Source organism: Streptomyces sp. NPDC001634 (assembly GCF_040298185.1).
Classification (GTDB): Bacteria; Actinomycetota; Actinomycetes; order Streptomycetales; family Streptomycetaceae; genus Streptomyces.
This window is the reverse complement of the sequence record NZ_JBEOZU010000045.1, coordinates 24,297-39,601: the sequence shown is the minus strand read 5'-3', so window position 1 is coordinate 39,601 and position 15,305 is coordinate 24,297. Positions and strand designations below refer to the sequence as shown.

General features: G+C 71.0%; 15 protein-coding genes and 1 pseudogene. 5 read left to right on the top strand and 11 right to left on the bottom strand.

Annotated features, from left to right (window positions below):
- Nucleotides 1-25: 25 nt before the first annotated feature.
- From ABT186_RS27520 to ABT186_RS27510, 3 genes are all read right to left on the bottom strand, one after another.
- A complete protein-coding gene (locus ABT186_RS27520; RefSeq protein ID WP_351927329.1) occupies nucleotides 26-1,720 on the bottom strand; it encodes a sensor histidine kinase in 1,695 nt (564 codons plus the stop codon).
- A gap of 507 nt (nucleotides 1,721-2,227) precedes the next feature.
- Nucleotides 2,228-2,455, bottom strand: coding sequence for a DUF1918 domain-containing protein (locus ABT186_RS27515; protein ID WP_351230617.1), 228 nt, complete (start codon nucleotides 2,453-2,455; stop codon nucleotides 2,228-2,230).
- Nucleotides 2,456-2,600: 145 nt separating this feature from the next.
- A complete protein-coding gene (locus ABT186_RS27510; RefSeq protein WP_351230619.1) occupies nucleotides 2,601-2,828 on the bottom strand; it encodes a hypothetical protein in 228 nt (75 codons plus the stop codon).
- 233 nt (nucleotides 2,829-3,061) lie between these two features.
- Here ABT186_RS27510 and ABT186_RS27505 point away from each other — a divergent pair, with 233 nt between their 5' ends.
- The 3 genes from ABT186_RS27505 to ABT186_RS27495 all read left to right on the top strand — a co-directional run bounded on the left by ABT186_RS27505 (nucleotide 3,062) and on the right by ABT186_RS27495 (nucleotide 4,402).
- Nucleotides 3,062-3,325 carry an SHOCT domain-containing protein gene (locus tag ABT186_RS27505; protein ID WP_351230621.1) on the top strand — a complete coding sequence of 88 codons (264 nt, stop codon included), beginning with the start codon at nucleotides 3,062-3,064 and terminating at the stop codon, nucleotides 3,323-3,325.
- A gap of 261 nt (nucleotides 3,326-3,586) precedes the next feature.
- Nucleotides 3,587-3,763 (top strand): hypothetical protein, encoded by a 177-nt coding sequence (locus tag ABT186_RS27500; protein ID WP_351230623.1) that lies wholly within the window; start codon nucleotides 3,587-3,589, stop codon nucleotides 3,761-3,763.
- Between the two features lie 195 nt (nucleotides 3,764-3,958).
- The gene (locus tag ABT186_RS27495) at nucleotides 3,959-4,402 is read left to right on the top strand and encodes a universal stress protein (RefSeq protein WP_351230625.1); all 444 of its coding nucleotides are present in this window, start codon (nucleotides 3,959-3,961) and stop codon (nucleotides 4,400-4,402) included.
- 131 nt (nucleotides 4,403-4,533) lie between these two features.
- Here ABT186_RS27495 and ABT186_RS27490 read toward each other — a convergent pair.
- The 3 genes and pseudogenes from ABT186_RS27490 to ABT186_RS27480 all read right to left on the bottom strand — a co-directional run.
- A pseudogene (locus ABT186_RS27490) lies at nucleotides 4,534-4,806 on the bottom strand (P-type ATPase actuator domain-containing protein); the annotation flags it as partial.
- A 393-nt stretch (nucleotides 4,807-5,199) separates the two neighbouring features.
- Complete coding sequence (locus ABT186_RS27485; protein ID WP_351230627.1) at nucleotides 5,200-5,658, bottom strand: CBS domain-containing protein; 459 nt, start codon at nucleotides 5,656-5,658, stop codon at nucleotides 5,200-5,202.
- A gap of 11 nt (nucleotides 5,659-5,669) precedes the next feature.
- Complete coding sequence (locus ABT186_RS27480) at nucleotides 5,670-5,954, bottom strand: DUF1540 domain-containing protein (RefSeq protein ID WP_351230629.1); 285 nt, start codon at nucleotides 5,952-5,954, stop codon at nucleotides 5,670-5,672.
- Nucleotides 5,955-6,307: 353 nt separating this feature from the next.
- Here ABT186_RS27480 and ABT186_RS27475 point away from each other — a divergent pair, with 353 nt between their 5' ends.
- Both ABT186_RS27475 and ftsH read left to right on the top strand, forming a co-directional pair.
- On the top strand, nucleotides 6,308-7,183 hold the full coding sequence (locus ABT186_RS27475; protein ID WP_351927327.1) for a universal stress protein: 876 nt from the start codon (nucleotides 6,308-6,310) through the stop codon (nucleotides 7,181-7,183).
- Nucleotides 7,184-7,319: 136 nt separating this feature from the next.
- On the top strand, nucleotides 7,320-9,392 hold the full coding sequence (gene ftsH / locus ABT186_RS27470; protein WP_351927325.1) for an ATP-dependent zinc metalloprotease FtsH: 2,073 nt from the start codon (nucleotides 7,320-7,322) through the stop codon (nucleotides 9,390-9,392).
- A gap of 30 nt (nucleotides 9,393-9,422) precedes the next feature.
- On the opposite strand, the gene ABT186_RS27465 is transcribed toward ftsH, so the two are convergent.
- The 5 genes from ABT186_RS27465 to ABT186_RS27445 form a co-directional block, all read right to left on the bottom strand.
- A complete protein-coding gene (locus tag ABT186_RS27465; RefSeq protein ID WP_351927323.1) occupies nucleotides 9,423-11,849 on the bottom strand; it encodes a SpoIIE family protein phosphatase in 2,427 nt (808 codons plus the stop codon).
- A 167-nt stretch (nucleotides 11,850-12,016) separates the two neighbouring features.
- The gene (locus ABT186_RS27460) at nucleotides 12,017-12,205 is read right to left on the bottom strand and encodes a hypothetical protein (RefSeq protein ID WP_351230637.1); all 189 of its coding nucleotides are present in this window, start codon (nucleotides 12,203-12,205) and stop codon (nucleotides 12,017-12,019) included.
- A gap of 203 nt (nucleotides 12,206-12,408) precedes the next feature.
- Complete coding sequence (locus ABT186_RS27455; protein ID WP_351927321.1) at nucleotides 12,409-12,570, bottom strand: hypothetical protein; 162 nt, start codon at nucleotides 12,568-12,570, stop codon at nucleotides 12,409-12,411.
- 246 nt (nucleotides 12,571-12,816) lie between these two features.
- Complete coding sequence (locus tag ABT186_RS27450; protein WP_351230641.1) at nucleotides 12,817-13,698, bottom strand: universal stress protein; 882 nt, start codon at nucleotides 13,696-13,698, stop codon at nucleotides 12,817-12,819.
- The gene (locus ABT186_RS27445; protein ID WP_351927319.1) at nucleotides 13,682-15,106 is read right to left on the bottom strand and encodes a nicotinate phosphoribosyltransferase; all 1,425 of its coding nucleotides are present in this window, start codon (nucleotides 15,104-15,106) and stop codon (nucleotides 13,682-13,684) included. Before ABT186_RS27445 ends, ABT186_RS27450 begins: the two co-directional genes overlap by 17 nt.
- Nucleotides 15,107-15,305: the final 199 nt, after the last annotated feature.

Below are 15,305 nucleotides of genomic sequence, written 5' to 3'. Positions count from 1 at the left end.
GGAGTCCGGTCGCGGGCGCGAAGCGTCAGGCGGTCGGGGAGAGTGGGACACCCCACTCGAGGACGGTGCCGCTCGGCTGGTTCGACGTCAGGCTGAACGTGCCGCCCATTTCCTCCGCTCGCCCGTGGAGGTTGGCCAGGCCGCTGCGGCGGGTGACCGCCGGGTCGATTCCGTGGCCGTTGTCGGCCACGCGCAGCCGCAGGGCGGCGTCGGTGACCTCGACGCTGACGTCGACCGTGGTGGCGTGCGCATGCCGGGCGGCGTTGGACAGTGCCTCGCCGAGCACGGCCAGCAGCTGCTCGGCCTGTTCGGCGGAGACGGCCGTATCGAGCAGACCCGTCATGCGCAGCGCCGGGGCAAAGCCGAGCGATTCGGTGGCCCGTTCGGTGGCCGCCACCAGCTGTGCGCGCAGCCCGCTGCCGCGACGGGCCTGATCGCGCTCGCGCAGGGCGTAGATGGTGGAGCGGATGATCTTGATGGTGTCGTCCAGGTCGTCCACGACCCGCTGGACCCGTTCGCCCACCTGCGGCCGGTCGGCGACCCGGCCCAACGCGGACTGCAGCGACAGCGCCCCGGCGAACAGCCGCTGGATGACCAGGTCGTGCAGGTCCCGGGCGATCCGGTCGCGGTCGTGGAGCACGACCATGCGCTCGGTGTCCCGCCGGTGTTCGGCGACGTCCAGGGCCAACGCGGCCTGGTTGCCGAACCCGGTGACCATGTCGACCACGGCGTCGGTGAAGCGGGAGCCGCTCGGTACGTTCGCCACCTGCAACACTCCGCGCACATGCTCCCGGGTGCCGAGCGGTATGAAGAACGCGGGCCCGAGCTCCACCACCGAGGCGCTGCCGCCCTCGGCGCGCGGGTCGGCACTCACGGCCTCGCAGGTGATCGTCTCCCCGGATGTGTAGACCTTTGCGGCCAGTGCCGAGGCGGGCAACAGCAGCCCGCGGACCTCCTCGGCCCGCGCGCCCGCGGCGGCCTCGACGACCAGCTCGCCGTTGTCGCCGACCGGCACGGCCAGGGTGACCAGGTCCGCGCAGGCCATCTCCCGTACGGTGGCGGTGAAGGACTCCAGCACGGCCGCGGGATCCGCGCCGGACAGGAGGCTGCGGGTGAGCTCGTTGCTGGCCGCCAGCCACCGCTGTCGGCGGTGCGCGTCCTCGTACAGCCGGGCGTTGTCGATCGCCACACCGGCCGCCGCGGCCAGGGTGCGCAGCACCGCCTCGTCGTCGGTGTCGAACTCCGTGCGGCTCTTCTTGTTGGTCAGGTACAGGTTCCCGAACACCTGGTCGCGCACCCGGATGGGGGCGCCCAGGAAGCTGGTCATCGGCGGGTGTCCGGCCGGGAAACCGACGGACGCCGCATGCTCCGCCAGGTTCGCCAGGCGCAGCGGCTCCGGGTGACGGATGAGCAGGCCCAGGATGCCCTCGCCGCGCGGGTAGTGTCCGATGCGGGCGATGGCCTCCTCATCGATGCCGACCGTGAGGAACTGCTGGATGGTGCCTTCCTCACCCAGCACGCCGAGTGCCCCGTACCGGGCGTCGACCAGGGTGGCCGCCGACTCCACGATGCGGTGCAGCACCACCTCCAGGTCCAGGTCCGATCCGACCGCCAATACCGCGTCCAGCAACGTGTGGACGCGGTCCTGGGCCGCCCGGACCTGCGCCACCTGCTGTTGAAGGTCGTCCAGCAGTGCATCCAGCCGCAGCTGTGAAGACATCCCGGACGTCTCCACTTCACGCGAATCCCGCGCGCGCTCCTCCACCACAGCTCCCCTCACCGTGTCGCCGGCTCACCCCCAGGATGCCCGACGGGCCGAACGCGTTCGCAGGCACTCCGGTGGTCAGCGAGGGCAGGGGCGTTGTTCGATGTCGAGGTCCAGGAAGTGGGCCGAGCACGAGATGCACGGGTCGTGGTTGCGGATGGCCTGCTCGCACAGGTGCGCGGGGTCGGCGTCGGATGTCGGCCCCTGAGCCAGAGCGAGGCGCGCAGGGGCCCGGCAGCCGTCTGCCGCTTCAGCCGAACAGGCGGCGCACACGAATGGTGTCGACGCGTCTCCACCCGGCCTTGGGCAGCAGTAGCCATCCGTTGGCGGCATTCCGGGCGCTCTCCCGATCCCTGCCGCTCCCCGGCCGCACCGCGGCGGCACCACGCACCAGTCGGTGCGACGGCAGCCTGGCGCCGCACGCGGCCCGCTCCGGCTCTGGGCCGGCTCCGGCGAGCGTGGTCACCGCCGCTCCCGCCGCGGATGCCCGGACGAGGCATCGCTTGCCGGGCGGGTCTCGATCACGCATCCGGGGCCGGGAAAGATCTCGGTCTCGTGACCGTCGTCGTAGCGCACTCGGTACGGCGGTTCCCCGTTCCGGCCGAGTACCTCCGTGATGGTGGCATGGTGTTCCGGTGTGCCCACGGTCCTGCCGGTGAACCGCAGTACGTCACCCGCATGTGCCTGCATGCTCGATCACTCCTCACCTGCCTTGGCTTCCGCCGACGTCCTTCTTGCGTCGGGGCATGGAGTCCCACTTCAAGGATGGGCCATTGAGCCAGGTCGTGAAGTGGGGCCGTTCGGGCACCCAGGAGGGCCTCGGGACCCAGCCCCGCTAAAAGCGCAATGTCCGGCGCATGGTGTCGGTGAGCTCGTTGAACTTCTCCTCGGCGTGAGCGGGGTCGCTGCGGGCGGGCAAACCGGCACCGACCCTGAGGTCGGGGAAGATCACACGGGAGGTGCACTCCCCGGCCTCCTGCCGGTCGAAGACCAGCTCCACCGGCGCACCCTGGCGGACCTTGATCACGTCAGGGCTGCAGCCGCCCCGTACGGTCACGGTCACCAGCTACGACCACGACGATTTCCACGACACTCATGGCAGCTTCGCCTCCCGGAGGCCACCTTTCAGCCTGCGGCTGGGTACCCCTGCCCGGTAGGGGCGGAATGGCCCATCGGCCCTGGACCGTCCGGCCCCGGACTGCGGCATGGGGCAGAGGCATGATGCAGTCAAGGCGAACAATCCTTGGGTGCCCGTCACCACGCGGTCGCCGAAACAGCCGAAGCAGGTGAGTGGCGATGATGTTCTGGTACGACCATGGCGTCAGCGGGTGGGGCTGGTTCATGATGTCGTTCGGCATGATCCTTTTCTGGGCGCTGATCATCACGATCGCCGTGCTGCTCTTCCGCGCCCTCAACCGGCCCCAGGAGCACACCCACACCCCCGCAAGGCCCACGCCCGAGGAGATCCTCCGTGAGCGGTTCGCCCGCGGGGAGATCGACGAGGAGGAGTACCGGCGCCGCCTGAACGCCCTGCACGCCGGCCCACTCGCCAAACCATGAACCACTGGCCGCATCGCTTGCGGCCTCCGTCCTCCGCTGAAGGAGGCCGACGACGAACCAGCGCAACCACGGCACGTACGCGTCGCTGTCGCGATCGCGGTGTTCGCCGAACGCGAGGTCGCCGTACGCACACGGTGGACCCCCTGTACCCGCCGTACCCCCGCGTTCCGGCCGAAGCTCTGTCACCGGACAGCCGCCCGCAGCCACCCGCCGGGTGGTGCCCGCGGTCCGCACCAGGCCGCCACCCCGAGGTGAGCGGCGATGGCGGCAGTGACCTGGGGTCTGATCGCCGTCGGTATCCTGGCCGTCGCGGTCTGCGCCGTCCACGTGCACCACACGCGCGGTCCCCCGCGGGCCATCGTCGTGGCCCTTCCCATCGCCGCCGCGCTCGCCCTGCCCGCGCTGCTGCCCCAGGACGCACCAGCCAGGCTGGAATGACCAAGGTGTGCCGGCCGGCATGTGTCCGGCCATGTGCAGCGACCTGTTCCACGACGCCCTGGCCAGTCACCAGGCGTCACCCGAGCCATGCCCTGGGCCGCCCTCGTCTGGCGGGCCGCCGCCGACTCGCGCAGCGTGGACGGGAGAGGCGCGGTGAGCCTGGCCGCCGACAGGGCCACAGGAGAGGTGAGACTCATGAGCAGGAACGCCCCGGGGCCGCGTGTCGTGGTCGGCATCGACGGGTCGCCGTCCTCGCACGCCGCGCTGCGGTGGGCCGTACGGTACGCCGACCTGATCAGCGGGAGCGTGGATGCCGTGGCCGCGTGGGAGCTGCCGGGGATGTACGGCTGGTCGGGTCCTGTCGTGGACGCAGCCCTGGACGAGGACAACGCCCGGCAAGGGCTGGTCCAAGAGCTGAGGGACGTGCTGGGCGCGGAATTGCCCTCCTCGGTCAAGGCACACCTGGTGCGCGGCAACCCCGCCGACGTGCTGCTGCAGGCGGCCGAGGGGGCCGAGGCCCTGGTAGTCGGCAGCCGGGGGCGAGGCGGTTTCGCCCGCGCCCTTCTGGGGTCCGTCAGCCACCAGGTCGCGCAGCACGCGAACTGCCCCGTGGTGATCGTCCGCCCGGAAGCGTCATAGCCGAAGACGCCGTGCCTCGCCCGCACCACAGCCACCGCCCCCGGACCTGCACAGCACATCCGGACATGTGCTGACGACAAGATCCGCCCGAACTCCGTCGCCGCTCCCGCGGCGAACACCACGGCCTTCCCCGTGCCCGCGACCAGATCGGTGCCCATGAACACGCAGTTGCGCGCCTCCAGCACCGGGCCGGGCGCCACCGGTTCGCCGGTACGGGCGACGGCGTCGCTCTCGCCCGTCAGCGCCGCGTTGTTCACCGCCACCTCCTGTGCCTCCACCAGACGGCAGTCGGCCGACACCGCGTCCCCGGCCTCCAGGACCACGACGTCACCCGGCACCAGTTCCCACGTGGGCAGCTCCCGCCGCTCCCCGTCGCGCAGCCCCCGGCGCGTGTGCGGCACCATCGCCCGCAGGGACTCCGCCGTGCGTTCGGCCGAGTGCTCCTGGGCGAAGCCGATCGTGGCGTTCAGCACCACCGCGAAGAGGCCGGTGAACGGTGCGGCCGGCTGCGGCCACACATGCCTGGGTCCCGCGCGCGGCAGCTCGTTCGTGCCGAACCGAGCCCTCGCTCCGCCACCTCGGTCGACGCGAGGCCGCGGGGAGAGCTGTCCAGTACGGCGAAGACGTCCCCGGCCGGCCGTGTCTGCACACAGGAGCCTGCCTCGCCGGCCGAAGGCGGCCCGTGGCCGCCGTCTCCCGGCGGGGTCAGAACTTCGGTTCCGGTTCCCATCGGCGGGCACCTTGTCCGTGACGTATCCGGGGCACCAGGACCGTCCTCGCAGTCTGTGCGGGCCGGTTCAGGTTTCGTGCGAAAAGCTGTCCGCCGAGGGCGGACCGGGTGGCTCTTCGAGGATGCTCCAGGCAACCGGCCCGAGGAGGTCGGCCATGCGCTGAAACACGTCCAGGAGCAGGTCGTCCACTGTCAGCATTCCCACGACCCGGTGCCCGTCGCGGACGGGCAGGCGCCGCACACCGGCCCGACGGAGGGTCCGATACGCCACGTGGATGTCGTCGGACACGTCCAGCGTGATGACCTGCGGCGACATCACCGCATCCACCCGCGCCTCGGTGTCCAGGCCGTTGCCCAGCCCACGCACGGCAAGGTCGCGGTCGGTGACGATGCCGCGCAGCGCCCCGCCCTCGACGACGAGCACGGAACCGACCCCGTATTCGTCCATCTGCCGGGCCGCCTCCGCCAATGAGGTCTGAGGGGGGACAGCAACCGCTGGAGCGCTCATCACCTCGGACACCTTCATACGATGGCTCCTCAGCGCGGGCTGTAGGTCAGGCAGTCGGCGCCCCCGTGCCCGGGGCCGACCGCGATGCCCGCCGCCTGGCATTCGAGTCGGGAGTTGTGCCGGCAATCGGTCATCTTGCACGCCCCGACCTGCCCGGTGGCGGCCGGGTCACCGCCCTTGAAGGAGGTGATGAAGAACGTGTCGCACCGGGCGTGCGGGGGATCGCCGACGGTGATGGCCAGGGCGTGGCACGCGCTGCCGACGTTGTACGAGCACGACTCCACCGCGCACTCATTGATATAGGGCATGTCCATGGGGTCCTCCTGACCTCCGCGTACGCTGCGGATGCGAGCGTGCCGGGCTGCGTGACGTCGCACGATCGGTCAGTCCTCAAGGTGTTGGGACTCTCACGCCGGGATGGTGTGCGACACCCCGACAGGCCGGGAATCACCCGAAGGGCGGGGGTGCGTCGCGCCCAGGGCAGGGCCACCCGGACCCTTGCGGGACCAATCCGACCAGGGCACTCCGGACAGGCACCCACGACTTGGGCCGAATGCCGCCGACAAGGGACCGATCGACCCTCTCGCGGCGTCCCGGCAGGTGTGACGGTGGCAGATGGGACCTGCGTGCCGTGGGTTCCGCAACCGCACGAAAGGCGGTGGGAACCATGGAACGGCCCTTGGTGGTAGGCGTCGACGGATCCGGTTCCAGCCTGATGGCGGTGGACTGGGCGACGGACGAGGCGGCCCGGTACGGCCTGCCGTTGCGGCTTGTGTACGCGTCCTTGTGGGAGCGGTACGAAAGCCTTGTGCCCTCGGGCAGCCTCCAGCGCCCGGCGCCTCAGGCGCTGGCGGACAACATCGTCGCCACCGCGGTGGAGCGCGTCGAGTGCCGCAACCCGGACGTCAAGGTCATCGGCGATGTGCTGCCGGAAGACCCTGTGGTCGCCCTGCTGCAGGAAAGCAACAACGCCATGGCCCTGGTGACGGGCTGCCGTGGCCGTGGTGAGCTGAAGGGACTGCTGCTCGGCTCGGTGAGTCTGACCGTGGCGGGTCGCGCTTCCTGTCCGGTCATCGTGATCCGCGGTGACCCGGCAGCACTGGAGCGCCCACGCGGGCGGATCGTTCTCGGTGCCGGAGAACCGGGAACGAGCGGCGCAGCGGTGCGGTTCGCCTTTCGCGAGGCCGAGGCGCGAGACTGTGCCTTGGACGTCGTCCGTGCCTGGCGCCTTCCCGCGCACGAACCCGTCGAGCACCCCCTGCTCGCCGGGAATCCCGCCCTCTACCACGAGGAGCGGGCTTCCACACTGATCGACGCCCTGCTGCAGGACACCGCGCCGGACCATCCGGACGTCCGGGTGTGCCGGTCCCCGGTCGAGGGACAGGCCTGGAGGGTCCTCATGAACCGGTCGGCCGCCGCCGACCTCGTGATCATCGGCGTACGGCGTCGTCGCGGCCACCCAGGGCTTCAACTGGGCCCGGTGGCACACATGCTGCTCCACCATGCCCAATGCCCGGTGGCGGTCGTGCCGGAGCTGCCGTGATCGGTCGTATCGGGTGCGAGGCCTCGCGCACCGGGTTCCACGAAACGCGGGCCGGCGCCGTGATCGGAGCGCGCTGCCGATGTGGTGGACTGGTGGGACAAGGTGACATCAGGCCCGTCGGAGGAGGCGGTGCACTGTGATCACGCGAGTGCGTATGCCGCACCGGCATCTCACGCCGCCCGCCAAGTCCGGGCCGCCGCGGGAACCCCCGAAGCCGCCCACGCAGCAACCGCCGCGTTCGGGCTGGCAGTGGTGGATCCTGCCCGTGGCCTGGGTGGTCTTCCTGGTCGTCCTCCTGCTCGTCCGCGCGCCGTCAGGGACCCCGCCGGCCCACCTGTCCTACAGCGCCTTCGCCGCCAAGGTCGGCGTGGGCCAGGTGAAGACCGTCGACATCAACGACAAGGGGGCGGTCAGCGGCACGCTGAAGAACGGTACGAAGTTCACCACGCAGATCCCCACGGCACTGGGCACCGGACAGTTGCAGCAGCAGCTCCAGGCCGAGCACGTGCAGATCACCGCCTCACAGAGCAAGGGCGGCAGCAACCCGTTCGGGTCGCTCCTGGTCGCCTTCCTGCCGATGCTGCTCTTCATCGGGCTCTTCTTGTGGTTCGGACGTCGCGCCGCGCGCTCGGTGACCGGCGGCCTCAGCGCCATCGGCCGTTCCCGGGCGAAGATCATCGAGGCGGAGCGGCCCACCACCAGGTTCGACGACGTGGCCGGGTACGACGGGGTGAAGCAGGAGATCAGTGAGGTCGTCGACTTCCTGCGCAACCCGTCGCGCTACGCGGCGGCCGGCGCCAAGGGCCCCCGCGGAGTGATCATGGTGGGGCCGCCCGGCACCGGCAAAACACTGTTCGCCCGTGCCGTCGCCGGGGAGGCCGATGTGCCGTTCCTGTCGGTGACGGGGTCGGCCTTCGTCGAGATGTTCGTCGGAGTCGGTGCTTCCCGGGTGCGGGACCTGTTCGACGAGGCCCGCAAACGCGCGCCCTCCATCATCTTCATCGACGAGATCGACGCCGTGGGCGCACGGCGCGCCGGCGGCGGGCACATCGGCGGCAACGACGAACGGGAACAGACCCTCAACCAGCTGCTGGCCGAGATGGACGGCTTCGACCAGTCCACCGGCATCGTCGTCCTCGCCGCCACCAACCGTCCCGAGGCCCTGGACCCCGCCCTGCTGCGCCCCGGCCGCTTCGACCGCCAGGTCACCGTGCCGCTGCCCAACCAGATGGAGCGCGCCGCCATCCTCCGGGTCCACGCCCGCGGCAAGATCCTCGCCCCCGACGTCGACCTCGACACCGTCGCCCGGGCCACTCCGGGCTTCTCCGGCGCGGACCTCGCCAACCTGGTCAACGAGGGCGCCATCAACGCCGTACGGGCCGACCGCGTGCAGATCGAGCCGGACGACCTCGACGCCGCCCGAGACCGCGTCCTGCTCGGCCGCCGCGAGGCGTCCAACGCCCTGCTGCCCGAAGAACGCCATGCCGTCGCCGTGCACGAATCAGGGCATGCCCTGGTCGCCGCGCTGTGCGAGCACGCCGACCCGGTCGCCAAGGTCACCGTCCTGCCGTCGGGTATGATGCTGGGGGTCACCGAGCAGCTTCCGGAGGCCGAACGCCACCTGTACAGCGAGGGCTATCTGACCGACCTGCTCGCGGTCCGGCTCGGCGGCCGGGCGGCGGAACTCGTCGTCTTCGGCGAGGGATCGAGCGGCGCCGCCAACGACCTGGCCGGGGCCACGCATATCGCCACCCGCATGGTGCGGGACTTCGGTCTGTCCCGGGCGCTCGGCCCGGTCGGCTACGCCTCCGCGAACCCGCGCTACCTGGGCGAGACCGCCGAGGAGCCCACTCGGCAGCCGTACTCGGAACAGACCCAGCGGATCATCGACGAGGAAGCAGCGCGCCTGCTGCGCGAGGCCGAGGAGCGGGCCACGGGCCTGTTGCGGGACCACCGCCCGGCCCTGGACCGGCTCGCCGACCTGCTCGTCACCCGGGAGACCGTGGACGGCTCCGCCGTCCTGGAGGTTCTCCGGCACGAACAGCAAGATCGGCAGGATCGTCGGGAAGGAGACGGACGCCTTCCGGGGTCCGGAGGCGCCGATCTGCTGCCGGTGCCCCCAGTGGCCCGCGTTCCCGGTGGCGGAGACCGCTCGGCCGAATCGACGCCCGGCAACGAGGAGCCCGGCATCGGCCGGGGGACTGCGTGAGTCGGAGTTGGACCAAGGCGACGGGTGCCCTCACACTCGCCCGTCGGGAAGCTCGATCTCGGCCCAGATCGTCTTCCCCCGGGCATGGTGGCGCGTCCCCCAGCGCTCGGCGAACTGGGCGACCAGCAGCAGGCCACGGCCGCCTTCGTCGAAGGTGCGGGCCCGCCGCAGGTGCGGGGCGGTGCTGTTGCTGTCGGAGACCTCGCAGATGAGGACTGTGTCGCGGATCAGACGCAACCGGATGGGCGGTTGCCCGTAGCGGATCGCGTTGGTGACGAGTTCGCTGCCCACCAGTTCAGCGGTGAACGCCACATCGCCCAGCCGCCAATCCGCCAGTCGAGCCAGGACATCGGCACGGGCATCGGCCACCGCGGCAGGGTCGGACGGCAGGTCCCACGTGGCGACCTGGCCGATGTCGAAGGCTCGGTTACGGGCGACGAGCAGGGCGACATCGTCCTGAGGCTGTGCGGGGAGCAGAGTTTGGATCAGGCTGTCGCAGACGGCCCCCAGGGAGTGGGCGGGCTGTTCCAGGCACTGGCGCAGCAGGGCGAGGCCCTTGCTCAGGTCGTGCTGGGTCCCTGCTACCAGGCCGTCCGTATACAGCGCGAGGAGGCTGTCCGGGGGCAGTTCCCACTCCACCGTTTCGAAGGGCAGACCGCCCATCCCCAGTGGTGGGCCCGGCGGAATGTCGACGAAGTCCGCCGCGCCGTCGGGAGTGACGACGACGGGCGGCGGATGGCCCGCGGTTGCGGCTGTGCAGCGGCGCGAGACCGGGTCGTAGACGACGTACAGGCAGGTGGCGACGAGTTCGGTGGAGATTTCGAGGCGGGGCTCGGAGGTCGTGTCCTCCTCTGCCGCCAGGTGGATGACCAGGTCGTCGAGATGGACGAGGAGTTCGTCCGTCGGAAGGTCCACGTCCGCAAGGGTCCGTACGGCGGTCCGCAGGCGCCCCATGGTGGCGGAGGCACGCAGGCCATGGCCCACCACGTCGCCCACGACGAGCGCGACCCGAGCACCCGACAACGGGATCACATCGAACCAGTCGCCCCCGAGTCCTGCCCGGGTGCGGGCCGGAAGATAGCGGTGGGCGACCTCGACCGCCTGCTGGGCGGCGGGCCGGCGCGGGAGCAGGCTGCGCTGCAGGCCCAGAGCGGTTGTGCGTTCGAGGGTGTAGCGGCGGGCGTTGTCCACGGCGACGGCGGCGCGTGCGCCGATCTCCTCGGCGAGAAGCAGGTCGTCCTCCTCGAAGGGTTCCTGGCGCCGGTGGCGCACGAGGACAGCCACGCCGAGGGTGGTACCGCGGGCGCGCAGCGGGATGACCATGAGCGAGTGGATTCCGAAGGCCCGGACCACTCCTGACCGTTCGGGATCGGCTGCCGCCCATGCGTGGATCGGCTCGTCCAGGGTGCGATGCAGCGAGGGCCGGCCGGTGGCCAGGCAGCGGACGGGAGGCGCGGACTCCGGGTAGTAATCCACATCCCCCAGCTTGATCACTGCCTCGGGCACGCCGGCAAGGACGGACTGTTGCCCGGCACGCCGCAGAGCAACGGTGCCCGTGGCGGAAGCAGTCGGCTCGACACCGCGGAACAGGCAGTCCAACAGGTCGACGGTCACGAAGTCGGCGAGCCGGCCCACCGCCACCTCGGCCATCTCCTGGGCCGTGCACATCACGTCCAGAGTGCTGCCCACCTGGGTGCTGACGTCGTTCAGGAGGGCGAGCCGCTCCCGAGCCAGGTACTGGTCGCTGACATCGAGCGCGGTGAGCTCCACGTGTCGCACCTGCCCTCCCGGAGTCTTGAGCGGGGACACGGTGAAGGACCAGATCCTCTCGCGTGCTCCGGGCCGGGCTCTGCCACGTACATGGAACTGCGCGGGGCGCCCCGCCTCGAACGCATGGCGCATGCCGTCCTCGACGGCCGCGCAGATGTGCGGCGGCAGGATGTCGGTGATGCGCAGACCGCACATCCGGTCTTCACTGAGGCCGAGTTCGCGTTCGGCGCCGGCACTCGCCCGCAGGGCCCGCAACTCGCGGTCGAACACGATCATGGGCAGGTGGCACTGTGCGAACGCCTCCTCCGTCGTCGCCAGGTCCGGATGCGCCTTCTCGGGCAGTGTGGCCACGACGAGTTGCTGTGCGTTGCCTTCGCGGTCGTACGAGGGATACGCCCGCAGTTGCAGTTCCACGCGCCGGCCGTCGCTGTGCCGAAGCAGGGCCGTCCTGGTCCGCCCGTCCGCGGCTGCGGGAAATGCCTTCCCGACGTCAGTGTCCGAACCGAGCAGACGGTTCGCCGGACGCCCCACAACCTCCTGGTACGGGTAGCCGAGCAAGCGCTCGGCGCCCGCACTCCATCCCGTCACGATTCCCTGTGCATCGACGACTGCCGTGGCCGAGACGGCCGGATCCGGGTGCGCACCGGAGCCGCTACCGAGTGAGGTGGCACCGTGCATGTCGATCATCGCCCATTCTGCCCCCGCGGACACCGCGGCCTTGGGTAGGCGCCGACGACGCCACAGGTCCGGCAAAGCGTCCGCCTCGCCGCGTCGACCCTGTACTCCACTTCTATCGTTCTTCGCTCGCTCTCGCGCGTCGTGGCATCGCGACGCTGAGCACCAGGGAGGCGACGTCACGGTGCGAGCGAGAAGTAGCTCTCCTCCTGCGCGAAATGGAGGCGGAGGATCGTGTGGAGGTCGTACAGCGAGGCGCGCAGACCGTCGAGCTGTTCCGGCCCGAGTCCGCCCTGCTCGTCGGCGAGGCGCACATGGGTGGCGATGCGGTGGGCCAGGCGCTCGATCTCGGCGTGGGCGCGGCTCATCGTGTCGGTGGTCTCCGATCTCGCGTACGGCGGCCAGGGCGTCGGGACCGTGGTCCGTGGTGAGGAGGCCTGCGGGTTCCCGGATGGCGTCGATGGTGCCCCTGAGGCCGTCGTGCTCGGTGGCGAACCGGTGGACGATGGCGTCGAGGGTGCCCCTGAGGCCGTCGTGCTCGGTGGCGAACCGGTGGACGAGGCTTTCCGCCTCAGGTCCCAGGGCGTGCCGGGTCCTTCCCGGGTGCGGGGAGCAGCGCGCGGAGGGCGTTGAGGATGACGGTCACGTCGATGGCTTCCTGGAGGAGAGCGCCCGGGGCGGGTGACAGCCGTCCGAGGAGGGCGGCGGTCATGGCGGCCAGGGACATCGTCATGCCAGGCGACCGCAGGTACCACGGCCAGTGCGGTGCCGGCGGCCCAGCAGGCGTCGGCGGCGTCGTGGCGGCCCAGCAGCCATGCGATCCCGCCGCCGAGCAGAGCACACGCGGTCACGCCAACAGCCCGGACTCCATCAGACGCCGGCCCGGACGAGCCCTCGTCAGAACGGGGTTTTCTTCCCGCCCGCCATGGGCGTCCTCACTCGGCACGGTGCGCTCCAGCCCGACCCGAACCGTTCCGGCTCACGCGGGCGTATGCGGCACGGCGATGACGGGACAGCGGGCGTGAGGCAGCACGCCCTGGCTCACCGAGCCCAGCAGCAGGCCGGCGAAGCCGCCGTGTCCTCGGGTGCCCACCACCAGGCCCAGCGCGTGCGTGGACTGCTCGGCCAGCACCTTCACGGGATGGCCGATCACCAGCTCGTGGTGCAGCTCGACGTCCGGGTACGCCGCGCGGCGGCCCGCGACGGTCTCGGAGAGCAGACGGCGGCACTCGTGCTGCGCCGCGCGTTCGTCGAAAATCCCGAGCCGTCCGGGCTGCCACGCGTACAGGGCCCGCAGGGCCGCGCCGCGCAGGGCGGCCTCCTCGAAGGCGAAGTCGACGGCGGCGACGGAATGCGCGCTGCCGTCCACGCCGACGACGAAGTGGGCGGGCTGCTGGGTGATGTGCTCCGCCTCGGGCACGACCACCACGGGGCAGTGGGCGTGCGCCATGACGGGGAGAGCGATCGAGCTGGAGCTGAACACCTCCCGCACCCGGCTGAGGTGCCGCGAGCCCAGTACGACCGCGGTGGCGTCGTGGCTCTGCTCCTGCAGGACCCATGCAGCGTTCCCCTCCGCCAGCAGCGCGGACACCTCGACCTGCGGTTGCCGGGTCTCGGCGAAGGCCACCGCGTCCTTGAGCATCTGCTCGCCGGCCACGTGCATCACCTGGTTCCAGGCCTCCCAGGAGGGCGGCACCTGCCACCGCCGGAACTCCACGGTCGGTACGCCCTCGGCGTGAACCAGACGCAGAGGCACCCGGCGCCGTGCGGCCTCGTCGGCCGCCCAGGTCAGCGCCATCCGCTTCGCGGGGTCGGGATCGACACCGACCACGATCGGCCGGTGATCAGAGGGTCGGGCCATGGTCGCCTCCAGCAGTTCGTCGACGCGGGGACGTGGGCTTCCGATCGGCATGCCCGCCGCTCCCGGACACGCCGAGGCGTTCAGGGCAGAACCGACTTTCGGTCTCTTCACGCACTCGTGATGTCAGATCCTCGAGCGCCAGGGAACTGAGCGGGTGCAGCGGCTCGGGATCGTCGATCCTGCGGGCCGAGGCGGGAAGGGCGGCGATGTCATGGGCGAGGCGTGCCCGTGCGTACTCCCACCGGTCGGGGGCGCCCGTCCGCCGGCCGGCGCGCATGACGGTGCGCAGCAGCGGTTGTGTCCCGCCCGGCGGGTCCTCGTCCCACAGGCCGATCACATCCGGCCGTCCCGGGCAGCGGAAGACCTGTTTGCGGCCCGGGGCCGTCGCCTTCGCCGAGGACAGCTTCATGACCGGGCGGCCGTCGTACTCGACGAGCTTGTACGCCGCGTCCAGATACGGCGCGTCCGCGGCCACGCCCACCTTCGTGCCCACGGCATACACGTCGATCGGGGCCCCGCTGTGCACCAGTTCGGCGACGGCGTACTCGTCCAGCCCGCCGCTCGCGACGATGCGTACATCGGCCAGCCCCACGGTGTCGAGCGTGGCGCGTGCCCGCCGCGCCAGCTCTCCGAGGTCGCCACTGTCCAAGCGGATGGCACAACCCGGCCCCCGGCGGATCTCCTTCAGGACGCGGGCCGCGGCCCTCACTCCCGTGTCGGTGTCGTAGGTGTCCACGAGGAACGTGACCGGGCCGGGGTGGGTACGTGCGAAGGCGCGGAACGCCTCCTCCTCACCGGGGAACGCCTCGACGTAGGAGTGGGCCATGGTGCCCGTGGCCGGAAGGCCCAGGGCATGGGCCGCCGCCACGTTGCTGGTGGCCGCGAAGCCCACCAGAGCTCCCAGCCGGGACGCCTGCCACCCGGCCCCGGGGCCGTGGGTGCGGCGGAGCGAGAAGTCCACGACGGGCCGTCCGGCCGCCGCCAGGACACAGCGTGCCGCCTTGGACGCCACCGCCGTCTGATGGCACAGCTGGTTGAGCAGGTACGTCTCGACGAGCTGGGCCTCGGGGAGAGGCGCGGTTACTTCGAGCAACGGCTCCCCGGGGAAGACGACGTGTCCCTCCGGGACGGCACGCACCTCGCCGTCGAAGGCCAGGCCCAGCAGCGGCTCGAGGTCCTTGGGCGGCCGGTGGAGGGCTGCCGCGAACGTCTCCACATCGCCCCGTTCGATGCGGTAGCCCTCCAGGAAGTCCAGGGCCGGTTCGAGGCCCGCGGCGACCAGGAAACCCCGGCCGGGCGGCAGATCCCGTACAAAGAGGCTGAAGGTGGCCGGGGCTCGCATGTCCTCCCGCAGGTAGGACATGGCCATGGTCACCTCGTACAGATCGGTGGTGGTGACATCGGACATGGTGATCGCCACTGGGTGGGCCGGGGAGGAGCAGGTGCCGAGGACGCTCCTTCATCTCCTCACCAGTCTCGGCGAATGCCCGCGCGAAAGCATGGGCCGACCGGCCCAGTGAGCAGGGTCTTGTCCGTGACTGACAGTGACCGGTGGATGAAAAGGTGCCAAAGGGACTATAGGTCCCCCTCGGTATGGGCTGTTCGGC

Bases quoted from the DNA above. Each gene is read 5' to 3' on its own strand.
- ABT186_RS27445 (WP_351927319.1), bottom strand. From the start codon at position 15,106: ATGTCCGATGTCACCACCACCGATCTGTACGAGGTGACCATGGCCATG.
- ABT186_RS27450 (WP_351230641.1), bottom strand. From the start codon at position 13,698: ATGGCCCGACCCTCTGATCACCGGCCGATCGTGGTCGGTGTCGATCCC.
- ABT186_RS27485 (WP_351230627.1), bottom strand. From the start codon at position 5,658: ATGAAGGTGTCCGAGGTGATGAGCGCTCCAGCGGTTGCTGTCCCCCCT.
- ABT186_RS27475 (WP_351927327.1), top strand. From the start codon at position 6,308: ATGGAACGGCCCTTGGTGGTAGGCGTCGACGGATCCGGTTCCAGCCTG.
- ABT186_RS27495 (WP_351230625.1), top strand. From the start codon at position 3,959: ATGAGCAGGAACGCCCCGGGGCCGCGTGTCGTGGTCGGCATCGACGGG.
- ABT186_RS27505 (WP_351230621.1), top strand. From the start codon at position 3,062: ATGATGTTCTGGTACGACCATGGCGTCAGCGGGTGGGGCTGGTTCATG.
- ABT186_RS27515 (WP_351230617.1), bottom strand. From the start codon at position 2,455: ATGCAGGCACATGCGGGTGACGTACTGCGGTTCACCGGCAGGACCGTG.
- ABT186_RS27465 (WP_351927323.1), bottom strand. From the start codon at position 11,849: ATGATCGACATGCACGGTGCCACCTCACTCGGTAGCGGCTCCGGTGCG.
- ABT186_RS27460 (WP_351230637.1), bottom strand. From the start codon at position 12,205: ATGAGCCGCGCCCACGCCGAGATCGAGCGCCTGGCCCACCGCATCGCC.
- ABT186_RS27480 (WP_351230629.1), bottom strand. From the start codon at position 5,954: ATGGACATGCCCTATATCAATGAGTGCGCGGTGGAGTCGTGCTCGTAC.
- ABT186_RS27520 (WP_351927329.1), bottom strand. From the start codon at position 1,720: ATGTCTTCACAGCTGCGGCTGGATGCACTGCTGGACGACCTTCAACAG.
- ABT186_RS27455 (WP_351927321.1), bottom strand. From the start codon at position 12,570: ATGACGATGTCCCTGGCCGCCATGACCGCCGCCCTCCTCGGACGGCTG.
- ABT186_RS27500 (WP_351230623.1), top strand. From the start codon at position 3,587: ATGGCGGCAGTGACCTGGGGTCTGATCGCCGTCGGTATCCTGGCCGTC.